At 65.7% G+C, this 25,855-nt stretch carries 29 protein-coding genes and 2 pseudogenes; 12 read left to right on the forward strand and 19 right to left on the reverse strand.

Translation table 11 applies throughout. From position 1 onward, the window contains the following. Nucleotides 1–185: 185 nt before the first annotated feature. Nucleotides 186–833 (forward strand): hypothetical protein, encoded by a 648-nt coding sequence (locus NL1_RS04565; protein WP_156094658.1) that lies wholly within the window; start codon nt 186–188, stop codon nt 831–833. Between the two features lie 268 nt (nt 834–1,101). Further along, a complete protein-coding gene (locus NL1_RS04570; protein ID WP_084510302.1) occupies nt 1,102–1,686 on the forward strand; it encodes an SDR family NAD(P)-dependent oxidoreductase in 585 nt (194 codons plus the stop codon). A 256-nt stretch (nt 1,687–1,942) separates the two neighbouring features. Here the strand turns inward: NL1_RS04570 and NL1_RS04575 are convergent, their stop codons facing one another. Continuing rightward, complete coding sequence (locus NL1_RS04575) at nt 1,943–2,410, reverse strand: MarR family winged helix-turn-helix transcriptional regulator (protein WP_218024355.1); 468 nt, start codon at nt 2,408–2,410, stop codon at nt 1,943–1,945. Nucleotides 2,411–2,498: 88 nt separating this feature from the next. Between NL1_RS04575 and NL1_RS04580 the strand changes: the two genes are divergently transcribed. After that, on the forward strand, nt 2,499–2,822 hold the full coding sequence (locus NL1_RS04580; RefSeq protein ID WP_067834629.1) for a rhodanese-like domain-containing protein: 324 nt from the start codon (nt 2,499–2,501) through the stop codon (nt 2,820–2,822). A gap of 340 nt (nt 2,823–3,162) precedes the next feature. Here the strand turns inward: NL1_RS04580 and NL1_RS04585 are convergent, their stop codons facing one another. The 3 genes from NL1_RS04585 to sigJ all read right to left on the reverse strand — a co-directional run bounded on the left by NL1_RS04585 (nt 3,163) and on the right by sigJ (nt 6,774). Further along, entirely contained in the window at nt 3,163–3,798 is a 636-nt protein-coding gene (locus NL1_RS04585) for a hypothetical protein (RefSeq protein ID WP_067834631.1), read from the reverse strand. A gap of 1,061 nt (nt 3,799–4,859) precedes the next feature. Beyond that, a complete protein-coding gene (locus NL1_RS04595) occupies nt 4,860–5,642 on the reverse strand; it encodes a cysteine hydrolase family protein (protein ID WP_067834635.1) in 783 nt (260 codons plus the stop codon). Nucleotides 5,643–5,883: 241 nt separating this feature from the next. Next, nucleotides 5,884–6,774: an RNA polymerase sigma factor SigJ gene (sigJ, locus tag NL1_RS04600; RefSeq protein ID WP_067834637.1), complete on the reverse strand. Its 891-nt coding sequence runs from the start codon at nt 6,772–6,774 to the stop codon at nt 5,884–5,886. Nucleotides 6,775–6,949: 175 nt separating this feature from the next. Here sigJ and NL1_RS04605 point away from each other — a divergent pair, with 175 nt between their 5' ends. From NL1_RS04605 to NL1_RS40135, 3 genes are all read left to right on the forward strand, one after another. Continuing rightward, the gene (locus NL1_RS04605) at nt 6,950–7,534 is read left to right on the forward strand and encodes an NADPH-dependent FMN reductase (protein WP_067834639.1); all 585 of its coding nucleotides are present in this window, start codon (nt 6,950–6,952) and stop codon (nt 7,532–7,534) included. Nucleotides 7,535–7,544: 10 nt separating this feature from the next. Then, nucleotides 7,545–8,180, forward strand: coding sequence for a DoxX family protein (locus NL1_RS04610; RefSeq protein WP_067834641.1), 636 nt, complete (start codon nt 7,545–7,547; stop codon nt 8,178–8,180). A gap of 304 nt (nt 8,181–8,484) precedes the next feature. Continuing rightward, nucleotides 8,485–8,781, forward strand: a complete 297-nt coding sequence (locus tag NL1_RS40135; protein WP_373862522.1) for a hypothetical protein — start codon at nt 8,485–8,487, stop codon at nt 8,779–8,781. 45 nt (nt 8,782–8,826) lie between these two features. Here the strand turns inward: NL1_RS40135 and NL1_RS04620 are convergent, their stop codons facing one another. Further along, complete coding sequence (locus NL1_RS04620; protein WP_162272685.1) at nt 8,827–9,903, reverse strand: alpha/beta hydrolase family protein; 1,077 nt, start codon at nt 9,901–9,903, stop codon at nt 8,827–8,829. A gap of 302 nt (nt 9,904–10,205) precedes the next feature. Between NL1_RS04620 and NL1_RS04625 the strand changes: the two genes are divergently transcribed. After that, the gene (locus NL1_RS04625) at nt 10,206–10,415 is read left to right on the forward strand and encodes a hypothetical protein (RefSeq protein WP_156094659.1); all 210 of its coding nucleotides are present in this window, start codon (nt 10,206–10,208) and stop codon (nt 10,413–10,415) included. Nucleotides 10,416–10,430: 15 nt separating this feature from the next. Here NL1_RS04625 and eutC read toward each other — a convergent pair whose 3' ends face one another. From eutC to NL1_RS04655, 6 genes are all read right to left on the reverse strand, one after another. Beyond that, on the reverse strand, nt 10,431–11,222 hold the full coding sequence (gene eutC, locus NL1_RS04630) for an ethanolamine ammonia-lyase subunit EutC (RefSeq protein WP_067834648.1): 792 nt from the start codon (nt 11,220–11,222) through the stop codon (nt 10,431–10,433). Next, nucleotides 11,219–12,631, reverse strand: a complete 1,413-nt coding sequence (locus NL1_RS04635; protein ID WP_067834650.1) for an ethanolamine ammonia-lyase subunit EutB — start codon at nt 12,629–12,631, stop codon at nt 11,219–11,221. Before NL1_RS04635 ends, eutC begins: the two co-directional genes overlap by 4 nt. Further along, the gene (eat, locus tag NL1_RS04640) at nt 12,628–14,061 is read right to left on the reverse strand and encodes an ethanolamine permease (protein WP_067834652.1); all 1,434 of its coding nucleotides are present in this window, start codon (nt 14,059–14,061) and stop codon (nt 12,628–12,630) included. Before eat ends, NL1_RS04635 begins: the two co-directional genes overlap by 4 nt. Before the next feature lie 25 nt (nt 14,062–14,086). Then, complete coding sequence (locus NL1_RS04645) at nt 14,087–14,644, reverse strand: DUF779 domain-containing protein (RefSeq protein ID WP_067834653.1); 558 nt, start codon at nt 14,642–14,644, stop codon at nt 14,087–14,089. After that, nucleotides 14,644–16,167: an aldehyde dehydrogenase gene (gene adh / locus NL1_RS04650; protein ID WP_067834771.1), complete on the reverse strand. Its 1,524-nt coding sequence runs from the start codon at nt 16,165–16,167 to the stop codon at nt 14,644–14,646. Before adh ends, NL1_RS04645 begins: the two co-directional genes overlap by 1 nt. A gap of 91 nt (nt 16,168–16,258) precedes the next feature. After that, on the reverse strand, nt 16,259–17,566 hold the full coding sequence (locus NL1_RS04655) for a sigma-54-dependent transcriptional regulator family protein (RefSeq protein ID WP_067834655.1): 1,308 nt from the start codon (nt 17,564–17,566) through the stop codon (nt 16,259–16,261). Between the two features lie 1,049 nt (nt 17,567–18,615). Between NL1_RS04655 and NL1_RS04665 the strand changes: the two genes are divergently transcribed. Beyond that, entirely contained in the window at nt 18,616–18,765 is a 150-nt protein-coding gene (locus tag NL1_RS04665; RefSeq protein WP_174553391.1) for a hypothetical protein, read from the forward strand. Nucleotides 18,766–18,890: 125 nt separating this feature from the next. On the opposite strand, the gene NL1_RS04670 is transcribed toward NL1_RS04665, so the two are convergent. From NL1_RS04670 to NL1_RS04680, 3 genes and pseudogenes are all read right to left on the reverse strand, one after another. After that, nucleotides 18,891–19,604 (reverse strand): cutinase family protein, encoded by a 714-nt coding sequence (locus NL1_RS04670; RefSeq protein WP_067834661.1) that lies wholly within the window; start codon nt 19,602–19,604, stop codon nt 18,891–18,893. Nucleotides 19,605–19,887: 283 nt separating this feature from the next. Beyond that, nucleotides 19,888–20,145, reverse strand: a pseudogene (locus NL1_RS39270) (alcohol dehydrogenase catalytic domain-containing protein); the annotation flags it as partial. A gap of 73 nt (nt 20,146–20,218) precedes the next feature. After that, nucleotides 20,219–20,944, reverse strand: coding sequence for an SDR family NAD(P)-dependent oxidoreductase (locus NL1_RS04680; protein ID WP_067834665.1), 726 nt, complete (start codon nt 20,942–20,944; stop codon nt 20,219–20,221). Between the two features lie 102 nt (nt 20,945–21,046). Here NL1_RS04680 and NL1_RS04685 point away from each other — a divergent pair, with 102 nt between their 5' ends. From NL1_RS04685 to NL1_RS40375, 3 genes and pseudogenes are all read left to right on the forward strand, one after another. Continuing rightward, nucleotides 21,047–21,889, forward strand: coding sequence for a LysR family transcriptional regulator (locus NL1_RS04685; RefSeq protein WP_281180778.1), 843 nt, complete (start codon nt 21,047–21,049; stop codon nt 21,887–21,889). Between the two features lie 63 nt (nt 21,890–21,952). Then, entirely contained in the window at nt 21,953–22,270 is a 318-nt protein-coding gene (locus NL1_RS04690; protein ID WP_067834667.1) for a hypothetical protein, read from the forward strand. Nucleotides 22,271–22,362: 92 nt separating this feature from the next. Next, nucleotides 22,363–22,494, forward strand: a pseudogene (locus tag NL1_RS40375) (IS982 family transposase); the annotation flags it as partial. Between the two features lie 182 nt (nt 22,495–22,676). Here NL1_RS40375 and NL1_RS04695 read toward each other — a convergent pair. Next, entirely contained in the window at nt 22,677–23,075 is a 399-nt protein-coding gene (locus NL1_RS04695) for a DUF4870 domain-containing protein (protein WP_067834669.1), read from the reverse strand. 424 nt (nt 23,076–23,499) lie between these two features. Here NL1_RS04695 and NL1_RS36215 point away from each other — a divergent pair, with 424 nt between their 5' ends. Next, on the forward strand, nt 23,500–23,712 hold the full coding sequence (locus tag NL1_RS36215; protein ID WP_218024358.1) for a hypothetical protein: 213 nt from the start codon (nt 23,500–23,502) through the stop codon (nt 23,710–23,712). Nucleotides 23,713–23,991: 279 nt separating this feature from the next. Here NL1_RS36215 and NL1_RS04700 read toward each other — a convergent pair whose 3' ends face one another. Genes NL1_RS04700 through NL1_RS04715 form a run of 4 tightly spaced genes read right to left on the reverse strand, consistent with a single transcriptional unit; the run spans nt 23,992 to nt 25,821 of the window. Then, nucleotides 23,992–24,237 (reverse strand): hypothetical protein, encoded by a 246-nt coding sequence (locus tag NL1_RS04700; protein WP_218024359.1) that lies wholly within the window; start codon nt 24,235–24,237, stop codon nt 23,992–23,994. A gap of 49 nt (nt 24,238–24,286) precedes the next feature. Further along, on the reverse strand, nt 24,287–24,697 hold the full coding sequence (locus tag NL1_RS04705) for an arsenate reductase ArsC (protein ID WP_067834671.1): 411 nt from the start codon (nt 24,695–24,697) through the stop codon (nt 24,287–24,289). Nucleotides 24,698–24,712: 15 nt separating this feature from the next. Then, on the reverse strand, nt 24,713–25,456 hold the full coding sequence (locus tag NL1_RS04710; RefSeq protein WP_067834673.1) for an aquaporin: 744 nt from the start codon (nt 25,454–25,456) through the stop codon (nt 24,713–24,715). After that, nucleotides 25,453–25,821 (reverse strand): ArsR/SmtB family transcription factor, encoded by a 369-nt coding sequence (locus NL1_RS04715; RefSeq protein ID WP_067834675.1) that lies wholly within the window; start codon nt 25,819–25,821, stop codon nt 25,453–25,455. The genes NL1_RS04710 and NL1_RS04715 overlap by 4 nt, the downstream gene beginning before the upstream one ends. Nucleotides 25,822–25,855 lie beyond the last annotated feature (34 nt).

Raw genomic sequence — 25,855 nt, forward strand, 5'->3', positions numbered from 1 at the left:
ACGTTGGACTTCCATCGAGCACCGCAACAGCCCGGCGCGTGGAACCGGCTTGTCCGCCGGAGTGGCCGTCGCTACCAGACGACGGTCCCGGGCGGGCCCGGTCATGGATGTCGGTGGCTCATGGCAGTGTCAGCCGCTGTGACTGCTTCAGCTGATGACGACGCCTGGCTTCATGATCATGGACTGTGTTTCCCGATCTTGATCGCGATCAACGAACCGGGGGCGTCGTGAACATCACGACCGGTGGCCTGGGGTGGATGTACGACACGGATCTGCCGCTGGTCAGCCTCACCTTCGCCCGTCAGATCAACGCCCGAGAGCTATTGGAGCGGATGGGCGTCGACCAAAACACCGTGGCGATGCGCGGGCCGGATGACTTCCACCACGAGCTGGGCAACCTTCTCCACGTACACGGCGGATATGTGGTCAGCGCAGGGCATTACGGAGCCTGGGCCTGGGCTGAGGAGCACGGCAGTCGGAAATCCATTTATGACCGAGGACTGGTGCTGCGCGCCTCGATCGGAACCGCGGCACTGGAGCTGCACGCCACCATGAAACCGGGAGTGGTGTTCCAGTACGCCGAGGACGGCCGCCTCATCACCGGACTCAGCACCACGGACAGCAGCCTCGCACGGACAGGCAGCGACCCGCACCGCTTCGACCCCGAGATCCAGGCACTCGGCGCCCGACCCGAAGAATACGAATACGGCCCCTGGGGGTCCCGCGGAATGTTCTACAGGCTTGCAGAAAACCTCGGCGTCGGGGTGCCTCGGTATTACCTGGACGACCGTCCCGTCCTCAGCGGCCGGCTCCTGCCCCCAGCCTCGCGGTAGCTGCCGAGTCGCCCAACACGCGTGCCGACGTTTCGTGTGATGCAGACGAACCATCACATAATCGGCTACTTAGAGACTGGTAGTAGGGCTCGGTCCCGGCCAGGATCGGGTCCAGGTACCCGGTGGAAGGCTCCCTAATCGGCTGCCCCCGTCGGTATGCGGATGTTCGCCACCGGTAACGGCCGCAAAACCGATCCGGTCGACGCCCATTCGGTCGCACTGGCCGCGCTGCGATCACCGAATCTGCGCCGGGTGCAGGCGGATCCGGATGGGTCTTCGCTCGTTCGAGCCGGTGGGTGGCGTGCGCTCCGCGCATGGAGGGCAATTCGACGGCAGGCGTATTCTGCTAACAGGTGTCCACCGGCGTTGGCCGGGCAGCATCGGTCCGTCTAGCCGAAGCGGGTGCCGAGCTTGTTGTGGTGGCGCGCCGGGCGAGGAGTTGGAGCGGTTGAGCGACGAAATCGCCGCCGCGGGAGGCAAGGCCGAGTGTCGCGTCTGCGATATGTCCGACACCTCGCAGGTTGACGAGCTTGTTCGGTGGGTGGTCGACACTTACGGTGGCGTAGATGTGTTGATCAACAACGCGGCCCGGTCGATTCGTCGGCCACTGATCGAATCCTTCGATCGGCTGCACGATTTCCAACGCACGATGGCGGTCAACTACTTCGGGCCGGTGCGGCTCACTCTCGGCCTGCTGCCGGGCATGGTGGCCCGAGGTGCTGGGTACGTGATCAACGTCGGCACCTGGACGGTTGCCGCTGACACCTCACCGAGGCTCGCCGCATACCACGCCTCGAAGGCTGCGCTGGCTGGTTTCGCTCGCAGCGCCGATGGTGAGCTTGCCTCTAGATGATCGATTCCAAGGGGTGTTTTTACACTGTGCTGGCGCCCGCCGCTGGGCGCTCGGTCGGCGCTGACCGGTTACGGCGTGGCAGCGAAGAGTGTAAAGCGGCCGGTGCATTCGCAGGCCAGTACGGAAATCCGGGACGGTGTGCGCGCCACTTCGGATATAGGCTCCGTACCACCGCGCCGCGTCGCATTGTCGGCCGCGATCCCGAAAGCGTCGTCTGACATGCGGCGATCTGCGACCGGTCGAGGGCGCCGGCAGCTCAGCCGCGCGCGGCCGGATCGGGCAAGTCGGCCAGGCCCAGCACCTTGTGCAGTGTCCCAGCCAGCGCGTTCAGGTCGTTGGTGCACACCGCGGCGAAGCGTTCTTCGATACCGGACAGGTAGTGCGGAGCGGCTTCGCGCAGCCGCTGCCTGCCGGTATCGGTGATGCTGACGAAGGCCGAGCGCCCGTCGTCCGGGTTGGATTCCCGGCGCACCAGGCCCTGGGTCTCCAATTCGGTGACCAGCCGGCTCACCCGGGTGCGGCTCAGCACCACCCGTTCGCCCAGGTCGCTCATCCGAAGGCGTTGTGGCGCATCCAGTTCCAGCAGTACGTCGTACCAGCTCAGCGGCAGCCCGGTGGCGCGGCGCAGGGCGGCGTCGAGTTCGGGCACCAGCGTGGCGTGTACCTGCAGCAGCGCCGCCCAGGCGGCGACCGCTGGGCGAGTTCGGTTCACGGACGTCGGCACAACACGATCATAACTGGTTGCGTGCACGCGCACATATATAGTAGCGTGCACACGCACATAAATTCGTGTTCGAGAAAGGCATTACGTCATGACGACGCTGATCACCCGCGACGAGCTCGCCAAGGAAATCGAAGCCGGATCGGTGACCGTGATCGACGCGCTCGGCGCCGAGTATTACGCCAAGGCACACCTGCCCGGCGCGTTGAACCTGGTCGAAGCCGACGCGGAAACCACAGCACCGCAGCTTCTTCCGGACAAGTCCGCCGCGATCGTCACCTACTGCTCAAACGCATCTTGCCCCAATAGTCAGCAGGTGGCCACCAAGCTGGAGGCCCTCGGCTACACCAATGTGCGCAAGTACCGCGACGGCATCCAGGACTGGACAGACGCCGGGCTGCCGGTCGAGAGCTGACCGTCCCGCCGCAGATCGTGCCCGGCCGCTGTCTGTCGAGCAGCTCCGACGTGCTCGGCCGGGTGGCACATCCTCGTGCGATGCGATCGTGGACATGAGCGCAAGCATCGAGCTGTCGGCTGGCTGGGAGGCTAAGGTTCGCGGCGCGCTGGTGCGCTCGGCGGAACGATCGCGCGGGGCGTCGAGGCAAACAAACTTGGCTGTCGGCTTCGCTGTTGACGCTGATTGGTGTGGTTGTTCATATGTACCGGAGGCTGCTGAGCGACAGACACATGTCGCTACAGGCGGGCCAGAGGGTGGGGCTCGCCGGTGAGCGCGACCGGCACCTCGGCCACTGGGGCTAGGCGAGGTCCTGGTACTCGATGCCGTCGGGGCCGAGCTTGGTGTTCTCGACGTGCTCCCGAATCCGGGGACCGTACTCCGGGTGGTCGGCCAGCGAGGTGTAGGTGTCGAAGTCCAGGTCGATAACGCCGACGAGGTCGGCGAGGTAGACGTCGAGGCCCGGGTACATGACGGCGACGTACGGCAGGTCGTCGGTGTCGGTGACCAGCACCGGGTACTCGCCGGTCGAGTCGGGCCAGCCGAGGTAGAGCAGGCGGCGGGAGTCGCTGCCGCCGACGAGCGGGAGGCAGGGCGAGGGCAGCAGCTTCTCGAACTCCACGAACATCGTGGCCATCATGTCCCCGGGGCCGTACATCCACTCGGCCGTCGCGCCGAGCGCCCGACCGTCGAAGACGGGGTCGCCCGCCTCCTCGTACCAGCCGACGGAGCTGAGCCAGGAGCTGTCGAAGGCCAGCCAGCGGCGCAGGCTCGGCGGCAGCTGCCGGTCGCCGGGAAGCCGCAGCCGGTCGATCACCTCGGGCGCGAGCGGCACCGGGTCGTCGATGTCCGGCGCGTCGGAGCCGGGCACGCCGTCCTGCTGGACCTTCGCGATGACCAGCTCGATCAGGGCTGCTCCGTGCATACTCTCGTTCATGGGCCACACCGTCCCACACGGCACCGACAGCGCATGCACCGGCGCCGGGTGGGATGGTGCGCGGTGTCAGGGCACCAGCACGTGGAGGGCGTTGCGTGCCACACCCACCTCCACGGGCAGGTGGGCGACGAACTCAACCAAACGTGCGGTGCTCCGGCTTACCGCTCCGCCCGAGGCAGGGGCCGGTCGAAACGCTGTGCCGTAACGGGTTTTCCGTTGCGGTAGCGCAGCAATTGCACCGACTGCAGGGATTTCTGTCACGTTTGACGTGGATCTGTGCGCGAGAGGGGACTTGATTACGGATTTGCGTCATCCTTGACGCAAATCCGTGTTGGAGGCGCTCTATTTCTAGATCGCCACTGGATTGCAGTCAACCTCGCAGCGCTCCGAAATTGCTGTAAGTTGCTGTAGGTGAACCATTTTCGGTGACTTCTGCCGGTTGCTGTGCGGGGTTCAACCACTCGGTGTGCGTATTGTGCTCGGTGTCGGGCGTCTGACCGATCCCGACGTGACAGCGCAGTCGGCGGACTTGGTGACCGCCGGGAACGCTTTCCATCGGCTCGACCGTCCGGCGGTGGCTGCGATGGTAATGCGGTGGCTGGCGCCGGGGTGCTGTGTTGCGGTGGTCAGCAGCAGTGTGTGGAGCGGGCGCGCGCCGTGGCAGACCACGGCGGTGGAGATCTTGGATCGGTGGACGCGCGGTATCCACGACACCGTGGCCTCGTCGGGGCCGCGGCTGACGCACGAGCGGTACTTTCCGAGGCGGGCTTTCTCGACGTCGCCGAATTCCAGTTCCCTGTCGAGCATCGGTGGGTAAGCCTCGACGGCTACATCGGGTATCTGCGGTGAACGTCGGCGGCCTCCGCGCTGAGCGATCCGGCGGTCTCATCGCGCGGGCGGCATCGCTCTCGTGTTCGTTGTGGGCGCAGGCGATGTAACGCGCCCCCTACATCTACACAGCGAGGTTCTTCCAGCTCATCGCGACGCGCACCGACATCGCCGATGGCGCCACGCCAGCGTGAGGCGAGCCCGCGCTGCCCCACCGGGATGGGGGCTGTAGTTCAACAGTTCGGTGAGGATTTCGATCCCGTCATGCCGTACTGCATCGACCCCGACGTGCTGCTATTACTGCGGGAAGCACTCGCCACTGGACTTGTCGATGCGGCGCCATCGGGTCGTTGGCCCTCGAGTGCGGAGATGGTCGGGTCGGACCAGTAGCTGGGATCCCGTCCGTAGTCGGGGGTCTGGTAGGCATGGCTCCACGTGGCTGTCGGCTCGATCAGCTCCTGCCACGGCGCGACCTCGACGTATATGACTCGCATCGAGTTCAGCGATCCGGTGTGTAGCGCCGGGCCGTCGGTCGATACGGCATTCTCGGCGACGGCGACCTCGTAGTTGCGTTCCAGGGCCGCCCGAACGGTGGCTTCGACGCAGACGTTGGTCTGGAGACCGGCCACGATCAGTCGTGCAACGCCGAGCGTCCGCAGGATCGGGTCGAGCTCGGTGTAGGCGAAGAAGCTGTGACGGGTCTTGTCGAGCACAAGATCGCCGGGTTGCGGCGCAACAGCGTCCATCACCTGACTGCGCCACTTCCGCTCTGCATCGGGCAGATTCGGAATGACAGACGACCGAGCCCTGAAATGCCGCGCCGCACGGGGATTGAACGCCAGATGACCTGCGGGAGTCGTCGTTTGACGCGAATACACCACAGGAACGCCGAGATCTCGGGCGACGCTCAGCAGTGACTGGCATTCGTCGGTGACTTCCGCAAGCCGCCAGATCGGCGGCCACCCCAGCGCATCGCGCACGTCCTGGCGCAGATAGGAGTTCTGCATGTCGATCACCAGTAGGGCAGTCGATGACATCAGCGATCCCCTCCTTGTGTCGTTCCCATTCTCGGATTCGGCTGCCATCGCTGTGGCGGATTGGCCCAAACCGTAGGCGCGAACGTCCGCAGCGAGTTGTCGGCGGTCGGGGTGATACTCGGGGGAGGGTCGATCGACTCGAATCCGATTGCAGGGGTGATGGTCTCAATGATCTGGCGTGATGGGCGGGGTGTGTTCGAGGCTGAGGTGCTCGTTCAGTTCAGCTGGCTGTCCAGGGGCGCAGTTTCTCGGGGTTCCGGATTGCCCAGATGCGTGTGATGCGGCCGTCGGCGATGTCGAAGGCGTAGACCGAGACGATGGTGTCGTCGAGCTGTGCGACGAGGCCGGGCTGGCCGTTCACCGTGCGCTCGAGCAGGGTTATCGCGGGGCCGTGTGCGGCGATTTGCATCCAGGTGTGGGCGATCTGCTCGCTGCCGTTGATCGGAACGCGGAAGGCTGGTGCCAGGCCGCCGCTGTCGGCAGTGGCGATCGCCTGCGGGTCGAGCAGGCCGATCAGGGCCTCGATATCCTTTGTCTCCCAGGCTCGTTTGAAATCCCGGACGACCTCGGTGCGCTCGGGGGTCGATGGCTCCTGCGAGGTCTGGATACGGCGGCGGGCGCTGGAGGCGAGCTGGCGGCAGGCCGCGGGGGTGCGCCCGACGATGTCGGCGACCTCGGCGAAGGAGTAGCGGAAGACGTCGTGCAGGACGAACGCCACCCGCTCGGCCGGCGTCATGGAATCGAGCACGATGAGAAAGGCCATGCTGATCGACTCGTCGAGGGTGACCCGGTCGGCGGGATCGACGGGAGCGGGGCCGTCGAGCCATTCGGACCGGATGGGTATCGGCTCCGGAATCCATTCGCCCACATAGCGTTCCCGCCTGGCGCGCGCCGAGCCGAGCAAATCGAGGCAGATCCTGCTGGCGACCGTCGTCAACCACGCACCGGGCGCCATCACTTCCCTCCGCTGCCGCTCGGACAGCGCGTACCAGCGCGCGTAGGTCTCCTGCATCACATCCTCGGCCTCGGCCAGCGAGCCGAGCAGCCGGTAGGCCAGATTGATCAGCTGACGGCGTTCACCGATCACCCCGGGCAGGTGTGGGTCGGTCATGGTCGGCTCCTTCGGTTTGTGCGTCCCTCATCGAATTCGACGAATCAGCGACCAGAAATGTGAGCGACGCGATGAGTCTCGATGAGGGGTGATGGGCGGGCGAGGCGGCCTGACATTCCGGACGGCTGTGTCGTCGGAAGGTCGTGACACTGTCAGCAAATCAGGAGTTCGGAAAATGATCAGAATCGGCGTCATTCTGGGCAGTACCCGGCCCACTCGCAGAGGCCCGCAGATCGCACAGTGGGTTCTGGACTCGGCATCGCGGCGCGGCAACGCCGAGTTCGAACTGATCGATCTGCGCGATCACCCGCTGCCGCATCTGGAGGAGGCTGCGCCGCCGATGTTCGGCCCCTCGGCCCATGAACACACCCGCGCCTGGGCCGAGCGGATCGCCCCGTTCGACGGCTTCGTGGTCGTGACACCGGAGTACAACGGCGGCGTCCCCGGGGTGCTGAAGAACGCCATCGACCACCTGTGCGCGGAATGGGCCGACAAGGCGGTCGGCTTCGTCTCCTACGGCGTGCACGGGGGCGCCCGGGCCGTCGTGCAACTGCGGACGGTCTGCGGCACGCTGGGCATGGCCGACGTGAGCTATCAGGTCGCGATCTCGCTGCTCACCGACTTCGAGAACCACACGACCTTCACACCGCGCGACCATCATGTCGCCGCCTTGAACAAGACACTGGATCAGCTCATCGCCTGGAGCGGCGCCCTCGCACCGCTACGGGCATGCATCGACACCACTCTTGTCGATTCCTGAGGAGCCGATCATGGCCATGACCAACGTTTTCCAGCACGCAGCCGATGAGAAGTCGGCCGCCGTCACACGAAACAACCGGAACTCGAGCCGGATCCGACCCATCGCCTTTTGGGTCACCACGCTCGTCATCGTGTTCGAACTGGTTGCGGGATCGGTATGGAACCTTCTGCCGATCGAATGGATAGAAATCCAGTTGCAGCACCTGGGATACCCGCACTTCTTCGCCTACGTATTAGGTGCATGGCAGGTCGGCGCCGCCGTCGCGATCATCGCGCCCGGGCTCCCCCTGATCAAGGAATGGGCGTACGCGGGTTCCTTCTTCCTGTGGTCGGGTGCCGTTGCGTCCCATCTGGCAGTCGGCGACGGTATCGAGTCGTGGTCGGGGGCAATGATATTCGCGATCTGCGCCATCGCGTCGTGGATGCTGAGGCCGGCCGACCGGCGGCTCCCGCGGATGCGGCTGCGTCGGGACCACACTGCCGAGGCTGGACAGGACGGGGCTGGTCTGCCGGGAGCCAGCCTTCGAGGTTGGGCCGTTGCGATTGGGCTCCTCGCTGTTCTGTATGCCGTTTCGTTCCTCACGCTGCCCGTAGTCGAAGACGTCATGCACGAGAACGCAGTTCAGCTCGGCTGGATCGAGGAGTAGCGCTGCCCGCCGCAACCGGTGGTCCGTCCACTCCGCCGGGTGAGCCGCAGGAACCTCACCCGTCGTCCACCTTGGAAATGAAACACAAGGAATCCGAAGGCAAATCAACGAAACACGCGTCAAGGCAGGCCTCCTGAGGCTCGTCGCCGTGGCGCTCGTCACCGCCACGGTCGGCGGCTGCAGAGCAGCCGGGAGCGAGACGGAGAGACCGGCACAGGAACAGGTCGAAATCCTCGAACTCAGGGTTGAGAACACCCAGTACCAGGCTCTCGATCTCGGCCCGGCGGGGGTGAGCCTGGGCGACATGGATGTCTACTCCGGCAACGCGATAAGGGATGGACGCAAAGTCGGACAGGGCGGCGGCTCGTGCCAGACTTTGCATGTCGATGGCGATAGAGTCGCGATGCAGTGCTTGATCACGATGGAACTCGAGCGCGGCTCCGTAACAATGCAGTCCATCTGGATACGGCGACCATCGCTGGGTCGGCCCGGCGCGCGGCTTCGCGAAGTGGTTCCACCCAGGCGCGCCGGTGGCAACGGCGTCGCTGAAAGCCGATCTCGTCAACGCCCGAGCCCGCATCGGCCGATTGGCCAGCTATGAGCGTGGCCCGGCTCCGCGACCACGGGTCGCCGAGGAACCGACTTATCAGCGGACAACGACGATCTCTGAATCTGTCGGCTGCTGGTCGATCGGGGTGTCGGTGTGGTTGCGCAGGAATTTGTCGAACATGGCCGCCACGTACTTGCGGGTCAGGGTTGTAGCGCGGTCCGCAGCGATGGGTCCGATGTATCTCTTGGCGGCTGGTCGCGCGATCGTGGGCGCCAGCGCGGGGAAATCGGTGTAGTCGTAGTGCGCCGAATCCTTCATTATCAGGTGGCGTTTCCAGCCGGTGCCGTGTTGCCAGAACGCGTTCAACGATGGGTTGGCGTCACCGACCTCCTCGGCCTGCTGGCTGGTCATCACCAGCACCGGCCGGTCGACACCTTCGGTCGCCGCCCGCCCGAAGTCTTCGTCGACACCGATCTGCCCGTCGAGATCGACGCTGGCGTCAATGCGACGGTCGTCGTGCATCGATTCGACTGCGGTGTATCCGCCGGAGGAGTGTCCCACCATGCCGACGTGTTCGAGGTCGAGGGCACGGTCGAGCCCGGCAGGAAGGGTGCGATGGTCGGCGTCCGGGTTCTCACCATGCGCCAGGCGGGTGAGCGAGTCCAGGACGAACCGGACATCGGACAGCCGGGCCGCGATGTATTTCTTCCGGATCTTGGTGTCGAAGCCGTCCGGAGCGGGGGCGGGCCGGACGATCCTGCCGCCGGGGAATTCCACGATGGCCTCGTAGGTGGGGTCGACGGTGACCACCACATAGCCACGACTGGCCAGATCCTCCGCCAAGCCGGTGCCGTACACGCGGGTGTCTCCGGCCCCGGGTGAGTAGAGGACCACCGGGAAGGCCGCCCCCGCCAATGCGGGTGCGTCGGTGTAAGAGTTGGTCAACAGACCCGGCAGTCCGACACCCAAGCGCTTCTCCAGATCCGGGATCAGCGTCTTCGATATGTAGTGGGCCCGAGGATATTTGCCGACGTCAGTGGCCGGATAGAACACCGACACCATCAGCTCACGCTGCCGGTCGGCATAGAACGGGTCCTGCCTCGACGCATCGACCAAGTGCAGAACGGTTTCACCCACCGCGTACTGACCACCCGGCCGGGGAAGAACGGTCACACCAACAGGCGATGCGTCGGCCACCGTCGCGCCCCCCGCTACCAGTGCGAAAGCAGACAGACAGACCACAGTCATCCGACGGATCAACGTTCCCCCCAAAAAATGACTCAATTGCCATTCACATGCCGCGCAGACGCTACCAATGAAACCGCTGCCCCACAACGGAACTCGTCGCTGCGAGCATTCTGCGCCGGAGATCTAGCGGACAGATCACGCACGCTCGTCGGCATCTCGTGCCTTGATCGGAGTGGTCCTGACGGGACCCCGTGATTATTCAGGCCTCCAGCAACTTGGAGGAGAACATGGAGCATCCGCTGGGGCCGGGGCTGTGCACCCTCTCCACGATGCACTGTATGACGGTGTCGCTGGCGCTCGGCGACGAGGGGCTCGGGACCATGTGGGGCGAGCAGGTCGTGACGCGGATGCTGCGTGAAGCGGGGTTCGCTTCCACAGCTATCGAGCACATCGTTGCGGATATCTTCAACAGCTACTACATCGCACGGAAGACGTGACAGGCTCGTAGCCCACTATCCGGTTGGCCCTGGAATCGTTAGCGCCGCATGGGAGACCAGCTCGTCGGTGCGAGAGGTGTCCTTGAGGTCCACGCCGGATCTGCCCAGCCTCCGTGCGCCGGAGACCAAGCTGGACACCACCCTCGCTGCTTGCTGGTAGCCGAGGCCTTCGGGCGGATGGATATTGGAGATGCAGTTGCGGTCGGCGTCGGTTCGCCCCGGTTTCGGTAGGTGGGTGAGGTAGATGCCGAGGCTGTCGGCCACCGAGAGTCCGGGGCGTTCGCCGATGAGGACGATCAGGGTCTGGACGCCCAGTGCGGCGGCGATATGATCGCCCAGCGCTACCCGGGCTTGGGTGGCGATTACCGGTGGCGCAATGGAATACGTGTCGGCGAGTTCCGTCGCGAGGGCGGCCAGTAGGGGTGCGCCGTGGTCCATGAGGGCGCGTGGGGAGAGTCCGTCGCCGAGTACGAAGCCGAGATCGGCCCCGGTCCGGGGGACGGCGGTCAGGTCGGCGGGGAGCCGGCCGAGGTCGGGGCGGCGCAGGTATTCGGGGCGGCTGGTGGCCCGGCTGCGGACGGTCACGGGGGTGCCGAGGCCGACCGCTTCGACGCGAGTCGCCAACGCTGACACGTCGAGTGGCAGGTGTACCGCGTCGCGGGCCGCGGCGTGCGCGGCGCGGAATTCGAGCACGCTCGTGGTGGGCAGTGCGTCGCCGACGCGGCCGAGGCCGATCCTGGATTGGGTACTCGAGCGCAGGCTGTTCCAGAAGTCCTGTGGCGCTCGAGCTCTCCGGTCGATGCTCATAGAGCTCCCGTCAATTCGCGCAGCGGGGAGGAGGTGATCTCCACCGGCAGTATCCGGCCCGCCGCGTCGGCCATGCCCAGTCCTTGCAGCCATGTCTCGAATTCCGGTGCGGCGCGCAGGCCGAGGACGCGGCGCGCGTAGAGGGCGTCGTGGAAACTGAGGCTCTGGTAGCCGAGCATCACGTCGTCGGCGCCGGGGACTGCGATGACGAATGCGGCTCCGGCCGCTCCGAGGAGGGTGAGCAGGGTGTCCATATCGTCTTGGTCGGCTTCGGCGTGGTTGGTGTAGCAGACGTCCACGCCCATGGGCAGGCCGAGTAGTTTGCCGCAGAAGTGGTCTTCGAGGCCCGCGCGGATGATCTGTTTGCCGTCGTAGAGGTATTCGGGGCCGATGAAGCCGACGACGGTGTTGACCAGTAGCGGGTCCAGGTCGCGGGCTACCGCGTAGGCGCGGGCTTCCAGGGTTTGCTGATCGACCGGTTTGCCGCCGGTGCCCAGGTGCGCACCCGCCGAGAGCGCGGAGCCTTGACCGGTTTCCAGGTACATCACATTGTTGCCGACGGTGCCGCGCTCTAGTGATCGGCCCGCTTCGTTGCCCTCGCGTAGCAGTGAAATATTCACGCCGAACCCGGCATTGGCACCCTCGGTGCCCGCGATGGATTGGAACACCAGGTCCACCGGAACGCCCGCCTCGATCAGTCCGATGGTGGTGGTGACGTGGGAGAGCACACAGGACTGGGTGGGGATATCGAAGCGCAGCCGGATCTCGTCGAGTAGGTGCAGCAGATCCGCGGTGGCCTGTGGTGAGTCGGTGGCCGGGTTGATGCCGATCACCGCGTCGCCGCAGCCGAGCAGCAGCCCGTCGAGGGTTGCCGCGGCGATACCGCGGGGGTCGTCGGTGGGGTGGTTGGGTTGCAGCCGGGTGCCCAAGCGTCCGGGCAGCCCGATCGTCGTGCGGAAGCCCGCGGTCACCACGGCGGCACGTGCGACCGCGATGAGATCCTGATTGCGCATGATCTTGCTGACCGCCGCCACCATTTCCGGTGTCAGCCCGGGCGATACCGCACGCAGCCGTGCGGCGGCATCGTCGCGCGCCGCTGTTTCCATCAGCCAGTCCCGCAGTCCACCGACGGTGAGATGCGAGATGGCTTGAAAGGCAACGCGATCGTGCGAATCGATGATCAGGCGGGTGACCTCGTCATCCTCATAGGGCACCAGCAGTTCCCGGAGAAACCATTCGAGCGGTACCTCGGCGAGCGCCCACTGCGCGGCCGCCCGCTCGGCGTCGGAGGCCGCCGCGCATCCGGCCAGTTCGTCGCCACCGCGCCGCGGCGTCGCCTTGGCCATCAGTTCGACGAGGCCGTCGAAGGTGTAGTTGGTGCCGCCGATCTGCTGGTGATAGACGGTCATTCGAGTTCCTCTTCCGCCTTGGCAAGGGCGGCGAATTCCTCGTCGGGCGAGCTGGCGACCAGGTGATGGCGGCTGTAGAGGCCGAAGTACGCCATGAACCCGGCGAAGGCGACCAGGGTCCAGGTCGCGGCCGTGCGGTCGACGAGGAAGGTGGCGATGACCGCGGCGCAGGCGATGACGAGGGCGAAGGCCGTGGTGAGGATTCCGCCCGGAGTGCGATAGGGCCTCGGCATCTGCGGCTCGCGGACGCGTAGCACGATGTGGCTGATCATCATGAGCACGTAGCTGAGGGCTGCGCCGAAGACCGCCATATTCAGTAGCATCGCGCCCTCGCCGGTCAGCGAGAGTGCGAATCCGATGACGCCCGGCACGATCAGCGCGAGCATCGGCGCCTTGCGAGCGTTGGTGACCGACAGGCTCGTCGGCAGGTATCCGGCCCGAGACAGGGCGAATGTCTGCCGCGAGTAGGCGTAGACGATCGAGAAGAAGCTCGCGACCAATCCGGCCAGACCGATGTAGTTGACGAGTTTGGCGGCGCTCGAATCACCGAGCGCTTCGACCAGCGGGTTGCCGGAGGTCGAAATCGCCTGGGCGCCGAGCGCACCGGTGGCCAGGAACAGCACCGCCGCGCCGGTGACGATCAGCACCAGCATGCTGATGATGATCCCCTTGGGCACGTTCTTCTCCGGTTCCCGCGCTTCTTCGGCGGCCAGCGGCACGCCTTCCACCGCAAGGAAGAACCAGATCGCGAACGGCACCGCGGCCCAGATCCCGAAGTACCCGAACGGCAGGAACGACGAACTGCCCACGGCCGCAGGGTCGGCCGGGATATCGGTCAGTTTTCCGGCGTCGAACAAATCCCACGCCGAAACAGCGAAGACGACCAATCCGACCAACGCGATGACGGTGATGACGAACATCGCCTTGAGCGCTTCGCCGGCCCCGGTGAGATGAATGCCGATGAACAGCGCGTAGACGGCGAGATAGACCCACCAGCCGTCGGTGATGCCGAACAGATTCAGCGATTCGACATACGCGCCGATGAACGTCGCGATGGCGGCGGGGGCAATGGCGTACTCGATGAGAACGGCCGCGCCGGTCGCGAATCCGCCCCAGGGGCCGAGTGCGCGCCGGGCGAAGGTATATCCACCACCCGCCGCGGGCAGCGCCGAGGACATCTCGGCCATGCCGAGCACCATCGCGAGGTACATTCCCGCGATCACTACGGTGGCGATGAGCAATCCGCCGAAACCACCCTGCGCCAAGCCGTTGTTCCACCCGGCGTAGTCACCGGAGATCACATAGCTGACGCCGAGACCGGCGAGGAGTAGCCACCCCGCGGACCCCGACTTCAGGGTTCGCTTCGCGAGGTACGCATTGTCCTCGTTGTGGAAGTCCTCGTGTGAGGACTTATCGGTGGGGATCGCCATCGCGACCTCCTTCTTGCTGAATGAATCACATAGAGTTCTGAGATGTCCCGCGACCGGGAACAGGGCAGGCATCGGCCGCCTCGGCGACGACCTGCGGTTCGGTGGAAGCAGCGGGACGCTCGCCGCGCTCCCAGCCTTCGCCGGTTACGGTCTCGACCGTGGCCAGCGCCATGAGTTCGGCATGGTCGAAAACCCTTCCGCGACTGAGGAACCGACACCCCTCGGTCGATTCCAGACTGAAGCCGGAGCCGCGTCCGGGCACGACATCGAGTACGAGCTGGGTGTGCTGCCACGCGGCGAACTGCGGACCCGAGATCCACACCGGCGCGATATCTCCCGGCTCGGGAGCGGATTCGGGTTGTTCGCCGGCCCGCAACCGCAGGTCGAGCAGTCCGAGCAGCACATCGTGATCACCGATCACGAATTCGCCCGCGGGGTAACACATCGGGGCCGAACCGTCACAGCAGCCGCCGGACTGGTGCAGCATCAGCGGCCCGTGCAGACCACGGAGGCGACGGAGCAGATCCATCGCCGCCGTGGTAGCACGCACTCGCCGGGGGAGCGCCGGGGTGGCGTCGACCATCAGAAGAAGCCTTGCGCCTTCGACGCGTAGCCGACCAGCAGGTTCTTCGTCTGCTGGTAGTGGTCGAGCATCATGTGGTGGTTCTCGCGGCCGATCCCGGACTGCTTGTAGCCGCCGAACGCCGCGTGCGCGGGGTACTGGTGGTAGGTGTTGGTCCACACCCGCCCGGCCTGAATGTCACGGCCGGCCCGGTAGGCCACCGCGCCGTCGCGCGACCACACGCCCGCGCCGAGTCCGTAGAGAGTGTCATTGGCGATCTTGATGGCGTCGTCGTAGTCCGCGAACGAGGTCACCGAGACGACGGGTCCGAAGATCTCCTCCTGGAAGATCCGCATGGCGTTGTTCCCCGCGAAGACCGTCGGCTGCACGTAGTAGCCGCCGGACAGGTCGCCGCCGAGGTCGGCACGCTCACCACCGGTGAGTAGCGTGGCGCCCTCACCCTTGCCGATCTCGATGTAGGACAGGATCTTTTCGAGCTGATCGTTGCTGGCCTGCGCGCCGATCATGGTCTCGGTATCGAGCGGATCGCCCTGCCGCACGGCCTTGGTGCGCACCACGGCCGCGGCCAGGAAGTCGTCGTAGATATCGGCCTGGATGAGCGCGCGCGACGGGCAGGTGCAGACCTCGCCCTGATTGAGCGCGAACATGGTGAAGCCTTCGAGCGCCTTGTCCCGGTAGTCGTCATTCGCGGCGAGTACATCGGAGAAGAAGATGTTGGGGCTCTTGCCGCCGAGTTCCAGGGTGACCGGAATCAGGTTCTGGGAGGCGTACTGCATGATCAGGCGGCCGGTGGTGGTCTCGCCGGTGAACGCGATCTTCCTGATCCGCGGGCTCGACGCGAGCGGCTTGCCCGCCTCGACGCCGAAGCCGTTGACGATATTGACCACACCGGGCGGCAGCAGATCGCCGATGAGGCTGATCAGGAACAGGATCGAAGCGGGGGTCTGCTCGGCGGGCTTGAGAACGACGGCATTGCCGGCGGCAAGGGCGGGCGCGAGCTTCCAGGTGGCCATCAGAATCGGGAAGTTCCACGGAATGATCTGGCCGACCACGCCGAGCGGCTCATGGAAGTGGTAGGCGACGGTATCGGCATTGATCTCCGACAGCGAGCCCTCCTGGGCGCGGATGGCGCCGGCGAAGTAGCGGAAGTGGTCGATCGCGAGCGGGATGTCGGCGGCCAGCGTCTCGCGGATCGGCTTGCCGTTGTCCCAGGTCTCCGCGAGGGCGATCGCGTCGAGGTGCTCCTCCATGCGGTCCGCGATCTTGTTGAGGATGACGGCTCGCTCGGCGACCGAGGTCTTGCCCCAGGCCGGCGCGGCGGCGTGGGCGGCGTCGAGGGCGAGTTCGATGTCCTCCGCGGTGCCGCGCGCGACCTCGCAGAACGGCTGACCCGTGATCGGTGTCGGATTTTCGAAGTACTGGCCCTTGACGGGCGCCACCCATTCGCCGCCGATCCAGTTGTCGTATCGGGCCTGGAACGACATCGCTGCATCGGGTGTTCCGGGGCGGGCGAAGACGGTCATCGAATGCTCCTCGTTCTGCTGACATTTCTGCATCGGGTGTGATCCGGAACACTAGGAGCGTTCATGTTGCACGACAGTTGCAAGTAACTGGTCAGATGCCCAATTTCCGATCGAGAAGCCTCAGCTGCGTTTCGACCTGGGCATACATCGAAGACTGCCGGTCGAGGGAGGCGAGGTACGCGGTCCATGCCGCGAGGTCTTCGCGCCCGTCGACCGAACGGGTCCAGCGGGCGAGCAGCCGACGGTCACCCGCCCTCAGCAGTGCGGCGCGCAGGCGGCCGCGCAACTCGGCGCGGAGTTCGTCGATGCCGGGTGCGAGCGAACGCGGCAGGATCGGACCCGGATAGGCGCGCAACGCTGCCGCCGTATCGCCGCGGGCGAGCGCGCGGCGAACCTCGTCCACATCGGTGTCGAGGTCCATCAGCAGTCGGTACGGGCGCGAGCCCAGGCTGTTGGCGCCCAACATCTTTCGAACCCTGGACAGCTCCGCCCGTATCGTCACCGGATCCAGCTCGGATTCGTCGAGCAGCATGGCGAGGTGGTCGGCGCTCAGGCCCTCCGGGTGGTCGGCCAGCAGCAGCAGGATCTCGGCATGTCGCTGCGACAGCCGGATTCGCTCGCCGTTGCGGGTCAGGGTCGGTCGGTTCGAGCCGAGCACCTGTAGACGCGGGGTCGTGAGGTCGAGTGGTTCGGGCGAGTTGAGCAGGTGTAGTCGCAGCTCGGACTCCGCGGCCAGCACCGTCGCCCGGATCAGTGACAACGCCTCCATCGCGGCGACTCGTGGACCGCCGGTGATGTCGATGGCGCCGATGATCCGGCCGCTGAGTGGATCGTGTACGGGGGCGGCGGAGCAGCTCCACTCGTGCACCACGCGGCTGAAGTGTTCGGCTCCGAAGATCTGCACGTGGTGATCGAGGGCGAGTGCGGTGCCCGGCGCGTTGGTGCCGACCCGGTCCTCGCTCCAGTCCGCGCCCTCGACGAAGTTCATCGCCAGCGCCCGGTCCTTGGCCTTCGAATCACCCTCGATCCAGAGCAATCGTCCCTGGGCATCGCTGATCGCGACGAGTAGTCCGGCCTCGGCGGCGTCTTCGACCAGCAATTTCCGCACCACCGGACGGATCAGCGCCGTCGGATGCCCGGCCCGGTACCGCTGCAGTTCCAGACCGTCGAGATCCACCGCATCGCCGAAGCCGTCCGGGTTGACGCCGCTACTGCGGCTGCGCCGCCAGGAATCGAGGACCACCGGGCGCACCGAGTCGCCGTCGGGGCGCAGCGTCGGCAGGCGGTCGATACCTTCGAGAAAGGAGTGGTGCGCGGACGATATTCTCCGCGCCAACTGTGTGACATCGTCATCCGGTCGAACGGCGACCCAGGGGTTGGCGTGCGCTGCTGTGCTCAATCGGTTTCCTTCGTGTTTGCTCGGCAACTACTGTAACGCCGGTCACATGTCATCTCATGCAAGGGTGACAAAGATCGGCCGCGGGCGGTGCCGTCCGAAGCTGTCGTGTCTGTTCCGCCGCCTAATACCCGGTTGTCGTCCTCCGCGCCGCCGACACCGGCGACGCCGCGGCCGGCGCGTTACGCCTGTCCGCTACCGCGGGGCGGGGCTCGCTCACGCACAATCGGTCGTTATCGGATGTGGTGATTTCGTTCCAGGCACCGCGGGCATTCGACACCGCGCTTCCAGCACCTTCGCGATGTGCGAACCGCCGGATCCCTCGTCGGGGTGGGAGCCTCTTGCCTGCTCAGGGGAATTCGGTATCGGAAATCTGACGTCATTGTTCGGCTTGACATCGGAGTGTGGCCGATTCGGTCAGCGCGCCATGCGGCAAGAGAGGGTGTTGCTAGCCGTGGCAGCAGACCCGAACAAGCACTGTGTCGTCGGGCAGTGTCTCCAGGTAGTTTTCGATGCCGCCCGGTGGTATCGGGCAGTCGGGTCGGTCCTCATGGGACGTGGTCTCGCCCCAATCCTTATGTCGGCAAATGCCGCTCGGCTCGACCCACCAACCGTCCAGGGTGAGTACATCGGGCCATGACAGGTTGTGCACCGCGACGTTCAGCAAGGACTTCGGGCCGCCCGCGCACTCGCCTCGCTTGGGGGGCAGTACGATGCCGAATTGGTTGGGGCCGTCGTGAATCAGCCGAGGATCGTCCTCATGACCCGGTCGGACGTAGAATCCGGCTCCTTCTCCGCCACCCCGAATCCGCCACGTGTCCCACATATCTCGCTCCGGGAATCCTTGCCGCATCTCGAATGGAGCGAGAGCTCGCGTGATCGCGGCTTCCACGTCATCGGTCGCATCCGGCGGCAGACAGATCGTCACCCAGCGTTGCGCCAAACCACATCCCTCCCGCAGTACCGCGCGCCCCAGGTTACCTCTCGGAATCGACGAACGCAGATTCCTGACCGCTGTGACCGATCCGCCAGAAGAGTGCGCTGCCATCGGCATGAGCGGGCGTTCGATCGGCGCGCGGGCCGAGGAATTGCTGTCGGCGATGCAGGGCGACGAGGATCCCGGCCAGCAGTTGATCGCGGTGGTGCGCAAGGGATCCCGGAACCTGCAGCACTTGCCTGCGTCGCCGGACGCGTTCGTGTGACTGCGGTTGTATCAGGAGCAGGTGTGGCGGGCGGGCGCCCCTCGGGGGCGATGTCATCCGATCACCGCGCGTATCGCGGTGTGATCGGTCGGACGCGTACCAGCCCGGGCTGCGGGAGGGGACGACTACGAGCCGAGCTGCTCGCGGACGAATGCCGCCGCCTGGTCCCGGTAGTCGTTGACGAAGTATGCGAAATGCCCAGGACTCAAGGCATTTCCGAACCCGGCGGCCGGATCGCCGCCCTGGCAGACGCGGTCGGCGGCATCGCAGTAGGAGCGCACGCGGTCGGTGAATTCTCCGAGGGCGCCGACGGGCAGCGCGGCGGTGCCCGACAGGGCGGGATCGTAGTTGCCGCGGTTGAAGGGGTCGGCGCCGTTGAACAGCGGACTGCCGAACAGGGCGATCGCGTCGATCTGCGCGGCGGCCTGGTCGGTCAACGCGGTTCGCGTGCGAAGGGTGTTGCCGATGACGCGGGTGCCCTGTGAGTAGCCGAGGAGGACGAGCTGCTGATTCGGGCATTCGGCTGCGGCCTTGTTCACCAGTGCCGTCAGGTTCTCGACGCCGCGCACGGGGCTGTCCGGGGCCATCGAGGCGGGATACTCGAGTTCGGTCACTGTGGTGCTGCGGCCGGATTCCTGGGCGATCCGCCCGGCCAGCGGGGTCAGCAGCAGACTGCCGATCTGCGGTTCGAGCGTGCCACGGACGGTGACGACGCGGACCTCCGCGCAGCCGGTGGGACTGGGGGAGGGCTCAGCGGACGCGATCGGGAGGACCGGCAGCGCCAGCGCCGCGGCGACGGTGGTGGTGGCGCACAGCAGGATTCGAGATCGTTCACGCATGCGCCCCAATGTATTGCGCCCAGCGGCCACAGCGCCAGCTGTCGCACACTAGTTCAGAGAACGGACGGCGCTCCGATGACGCAGGCCAGTGGGCGATAGAGATGAAATGGGACGGCATGCGAACCATTTGCCGCACCCAGGGTGGGCGCGTCGACTTCTACAGCCGCAACCGCAACAACGTCACCTTCTCTGGGGGTCCCGGATGCGTGATCCGCTTCCCACGAAGGTTTGTGCAGCTCAGCGGCTTTGATGGGGACTGTAGCAAATCGCGACAGGTGTTGTGCTCGCCGGCCGAGAATCGGTCGGCTCCGGCGCCGATCTCGGCGACAACTCCGGCGAGATCGCTGCCCTGCCCGGACGGAAAGGTCGAGGGAAAGATGTCCGCCATCGCGCCGGTGCGTATGGCCGCCTCACCGGGGTTGATGGCTGCCGCTCTTACCTGCACGAGGACCTGCCTGGCCGCGGGCACCGGGCGGTCGACCTCGTCGATCCGCAGGACGTCGATTCCGCCGAATTCGTCGTACCTGACTGCTTTTGTCATTGTCTTGCTTCTCCTCCGGCGTGCGATGCGCGGCTGATTTCGGGAACGGGAATGGTTCGCACCGGTGTGCCGGTCACCAGGGCACTGTTCCGGCGTCGTCGAAGAATCCGCCGGTCGGCCCGTCGTCGGGCAGGGTCGCGAGGTGAATCGCGATCGCCGCCCCCTGTTGGGGTGTGCGGACGCCTCGGAAGCCGTTGAGGTCGGTGGCGGTGAAACCGGGGCAGCCGGAGTTGATCAGGATGTTGGTGTCGCTCAGTTCCTTGACGTATTGGATGGTGACGGCGTTGAGGAAGGTCTTCGACGCCAAGTACGCAGTGGGAATCGGGCCCATGTCGATGTCGGGCGTGGTTTGCAGGGCGAGCGAGCCCACGCTGCTGGACATGTTCACGATTCGCGGTGATGCCGAGCGGCGCAGCATCGGCAGCATCATGTTGGTGACCCGGACGACGCCGATCACGTTGGTTTCCACGACAGCTCGCACGGTCGCGGGATCGACCGTGGTGGGTGTCTGTGGCATACCGCCGGTGATCGCGGCATTGTTGACCAGGACGTCGAGCCCTCCGGCATGGTCGGCGATCAGCTCGGCCGCGGCGGCGACACTTGCGTCGTCGTCCACGTCGAGCGGCACGCCGAACGCATCGGTCCCGGCCGCGCGCAGCTTCTCCACCGCGGTCTCGCGGCGTTGTCGATCCCTCGCGCCCACACCGATTCGCCAGCCAAGGGCGCCCAAGCCCGCCGCGATCTCGTATCCGATTCCTTTGTTCGCGCCGGTCACCAGCGCAATCGTCCGATCACTCATGCCGTCGAGGATGCTGCGGACTCGGGTGGGGCGTCCAAGACCGATTGGGTGGGCGGCGATACCGCACGGGTATTGGTCGTGGTAGGCGCCGGATACGATGACATGGTGGAGACGCGGGAGTTGCGATATTTCGTCGCCGTCGCCGAGGAGTTGCACTTCGGGCGGGCGGCACAACGGCTCGCGATGGCGCAACCACCGCTGTCGCGGGCGATCCAGCAGCTCGAACGGCGGCTCGGAGTCGTTCTGCTGCACCGCACTGCTCGCGCAATCACTTTGACCGAGGCCGGGTCGGTGCTTCTGCGGGAGGCCCGGATCGCTCTCGAAGCGGTCGAAGCCGCCGAGCGCCGCACCCGCCGCGCCGCTGCCGACCGGCCCGGTGTGGTGCTGGCCACCAAGGCAGGAGCGTCGAGCGAATTGTTGTCGAAGCTGCTGGACGCCTACGCCGCCGACCCCTGCGCAGTCGCAGTCGAGGTGGTGCTGTGCGGGCCCGGCGAACCGGAAAGCCTGCTACGCAACGGGCGTGCCGACGTTGCTCTGCTCCACCAGCCCTACGACACGACGGCCGGATTCGACACCGAGGACCTGCACACCGAACAGCAGATCGTGGTCCTGCCCGCGGGGCACCCCCTCGCCAACCGACCCCACATGTCGATGGCCGAGGTCAACGCCCTGACGGACCTGCCCCTGCCGCGCTGGCCTCGACGGGATGGAAGTTATCCGGACGGCCCCGGCCCGCAGGTTCGCGACCATACCCAGTTGACCCAGCTGATCATGCTCGGACGGGCCTGTGCGGTCATGCCCGAGTCGCTCCGAGCCCAGCTACGCGACGATCACGCCATCGTGCCGGTGCCGGACGCACCGGCCGTCACCACCGTCATCGCCTGGCCACCACACAGCAGATCCAAAGCCGTCGCCGACCTCGTCCGTACGGCGATACGCCTCTAGATGAGTAATTCCCAGGGGTGACGGGTCATTTCGCGGAGCTGGTTTCTGGGGGAAGATTGCTCGGTGAGACCTGAAGTACAGGCTTTTGTCGCTGAGGGCGCCTTGCCGGATTGGGATGGCGATGAGGCCGAGATCGATCGGCGGGCCGCACAGCTCGAGGCGATAACGGCGCCGGTGACAGCGGAGGAGGCAGCGGCACTCGCCGCCTGCTTCGGACCCGACGACTACTACGGCATGGCTTGGTCGCTGTTGCACCTGATCGAGACAGGCCCCGGCTCGGTGTTCACGACTCGACCTTGCCTTGGCGCCAACGAGTGGCACCACAGGCTCTGGGCGCGGGCCGTGAACGGCGGATTGGTGCCCGACGAGCCGACGGTCTGACAAATGTAGCCGTTGCGAGTTCTGCTGCCAGGTAAAGGATCTCGCCGCGCATCGCAGCACCGAAATGAAGCGAGGGTGTTGAAGATCGAGGTGTGAACAACGAGATCGACACCCTCGCGACTGCACTGTATGCCAATACCGACGACCTGGTGAAGGCTGCGCCCGATATGGCTCCATGGCGTCCCGCGGTCGGGTTCGCGCCGCGGCTGACCGACGCCGAACTGCCCTGGCCTAAGCAAGGCCGACGAGGTGCACGATGCTCGGCATTGTCGGACGTTCCGCGCGGACGCCAACGGCCCGAGATAGCCTCGGGCCGTTGATCTTTGGACTGTAGCATCTGGCCGCCGACTGGGGTGCCGACAGCATCCTCGATTGCGAAATCCAGCTGGGGACTTCGAATATGCCGCTACTTGACCGAGTTGGCCAACTGATCGGCATATGGGGCAGTGAATTTTCCGACAATGGGAAGCTCTGCACGGACACCGCCGGTGTTGTTCGCCTGGATCATGGCCATGATCCAGACGACGACTGCGAAGACCGCGACTGCGAGTCCGGCGAGGCTGAAGATGATCCCCAGGACTCCGAGGAGCGAGCCGGCGATGCTCAGAACAATATTGACCACCGAAACCGCCCCGAAGAAGACGATCGATTGCGAGGCATGGAATTTCACATCGGGATCGTTCTTTCCCACAAATAGGAAGATGATTCCCGTGAGCCACCCCAGTGCGTACGACAGGATCGCGCTGGTCTTTTTGTCCAGGCCAGCGGACTGCGGTTGGTTCGTGGGAGGTTGAGAAGATGTCATGGGGTCAGTAGATGCCGCGCGCGCCACCTACCGATCCCAGGTTTCAGCACGAACCCACAGGTCGCGGGCCGGCCGGCGACCGGGATCCTGGACGTGGTTCTCTCGACGAGATGACTGCCAACGACCTCGAAATGCCTGGGTGATGGCTCATTACACAATCGAGCACCGAAAAGCCGCAGAGTAGCCAAGTCGGTCTCCGAGCAAGGGCCGCTGCACGGTCATCGTCATGCAGCGGTGTGTTCGGTCGGTCTCGAATCAATACAGCCACCTGAAGGTCGCCTGCCCCGCGCCGGCCGATTCGCTCAGCGGGGTATGCGGCATTTCAGTGCGTTCGGCGGGCTTCGGATAGTCACGGTCCGTTGGTTCTGGGAAGCCTGCATCCGATGCCCAATGCTCAACATCAACCCAAAAAATGCTGTCACGCTTGGGCAAGATCGAAGAAGACCTGGTTGCGCGCCGGGCGCGCGCCGAACACGAGGCCTGGCTCGGCGAGATCGAAGGGATCGATCGGACGTTGTCCTTCTTGCGGCAAAAGCGCTCGGAGACAGAGCGATTGGCCCGGCTGGCACCGGCCGGGCCAATCGTGATCACCGCGGGGCCATCCACGGGACTGCGTTGTGAGCAAAGCTCTGCTTGACCGGCACCAGGTCGGCATGATCATCCAAGGCCGTGATCGTGACCCCACCAAGCCAGCGCATCTTCCACAGGCTGACGACGCCGGCAGCCATGCCTCGGGCTTAGTTCGCTGGAGCGCTGCGACGGGCATCCCGCCCCAACCAACGTCCGTATGCCGCCGGGCGCGGTGCCCAACGGTCACACGACCGCACCTGGGGTTCGACGGTCGCCGGCCGTGTCGCGGGGTTTGGGGCGGACCCCGCGACCAGCTACCGGCTGCACTGCGCCGACCACGCACTCGTCAAGCGGCGTCGAGGGCCGCAGTGATCTTGCGGGCCATCGCGGCCACGGCGGGGCCAGGCTCGCCCTTGCCGGGTCCGGTGGTGGCTTCGATGGCGATCAGGACGGTGTCGCGGAAATTGTCGGCTTCGCCTGGATGCTGGTCGCGGAGCAGGTTCATGGCGGTGGTGAGGGCGGGCAGTACCTGGTCGGCGAGTTCGGCGACGGACTTGCCGTGCAGGTGGATGTCACACCGGTGTTGCAGCACAGCGCGGGTTCGAAGATCTCTACGGTCGGCACAATGACTTCCCTGGGGATCAGGCGTGAGTGGGCAGCAGTTCGGCGATGAGAGCCTCGACGCGTGAGCGGATCTCGTCGCGAATCGGGCGCACCGCTTCGACGCCTTTGCCTGCCGGGTCCTCGAGTTGCCAGTCGCGGTAGCTCACGCCGGGCAGCACCGGGCAGGTATCGCCGCAACCCATGGTGATCACCACATCGGAGGTCTCTACCGCGTCGTAGGTGAGGATCTTCGGGAACTGGGTGGTGATGTCGATCCCGAGTTCCTTCATCGCCGCCACGGCGGCGGGATTCAACGACTCGGCCGGAGCGCTGCCCGCCGAGCGCACCTCGATCGCCCCACCAGCCAGATGTGCCAGGAAGCCGGCGGCCATCTGCGAGCGTCCGGCGTTGTGGACGCAGACGAACAGAACACTGGGTTTGGATGCCATGTGAGGGTGTTCCTTTCAGACCTGAGAGAGCTTTTCGGACTCGGCGTTCTCGTGGGGAACGACGACGTTGTCCGCGGTCGCGGCGCTACCGGGATACAGCCACACGATCAACGCCACACCCAGCACCGCGCCGAGGACTTGTGCGCCGATGAAGGCGGGCACCGAGCCCGGAGCGATACCGGCGAAGGTGTCGGAGAACATCCGGCCCACCGTGACCGCAGGATTGGCGAAGGAGGTCGAACTCGTGAACCAGTACGCCGCCCCGATATAGGCGCCTACTGCTGCCGCCGACATCGCTGCCCGGCCTGTGCGTGCCAGCGCGAAAATCACCGCCAGCAACCCCGCCGTGGCCACCACCTCACCGACTACATGACCATCGCTGACGCGGTCATGGGTGGAAACTTGGAACGCGCCTACCTCGAACATGACATTGGCCAGCACCGCCCCGACCGAGCACCCAGCAACCTGCGCGACGATGTAGGCCAAGACCTCCCCGCCACGGAGGCCGGTACCGCTGTGGCACCCGATCCACCAATCTGCCAGCGAGACAACGGGATTGAAGTGCGCGCCCGAGACCGGCCCGAATACCAGAATCAGCACGCCGAGACCGAACACCGTCGCCGTCGAGTTCTCCAGCAACTGCAAACCGGTATTGCCGGGGGAGAGCTGTTGGGCGGCGATCCCGGAACCGACGACTACCGCGACCAGCAACGCGCTGCCCACGAACTCCGCGACCAGCCGCCGCGCCAACCCGGTCACCGCGCATCCTCCGGCGTCATCGCGGCCAGGAACGCCGAAACCTGCTCCAAGACGGCGGGCTCGACGCGGTAGTACACCCACGACGCGCGACGTTCGCTGCTGAGCAGACCTGCTTCACGCAGCACTTTCAGGTGATGCGAGATCGTCGGCTGGGTTACGTCGATGCCCTCGGACAGGTCGCACACGCACGCTTCGTGATCGGCGCGGCTGGCGACCGCGCTCAGTACCCGCAGCCGAACCGGATCCGACAATGCCTTGAATGCGGCTGCCAGGGGAACCGCGGACTCGGCCGACAACGGTGGGCGCAGCACCGGGGACGGTGCGCACTCCTGCACCGGCGTGATCGCCAGCTGCGATTTAGACATAGGTCGATATTGACCGATGTCTAATCGATGGGCA

The sequence above is a fragment of the Nocardia lijiangensis NBRC 108240 genome, assembly GCF_001613045.1.
Lineage (GTDB): Bacteria > Actinomycetota > Actinomycetes > Mycobacteriales > Mycobacteriaceae > Nocardia > Nocardia lijiangensis.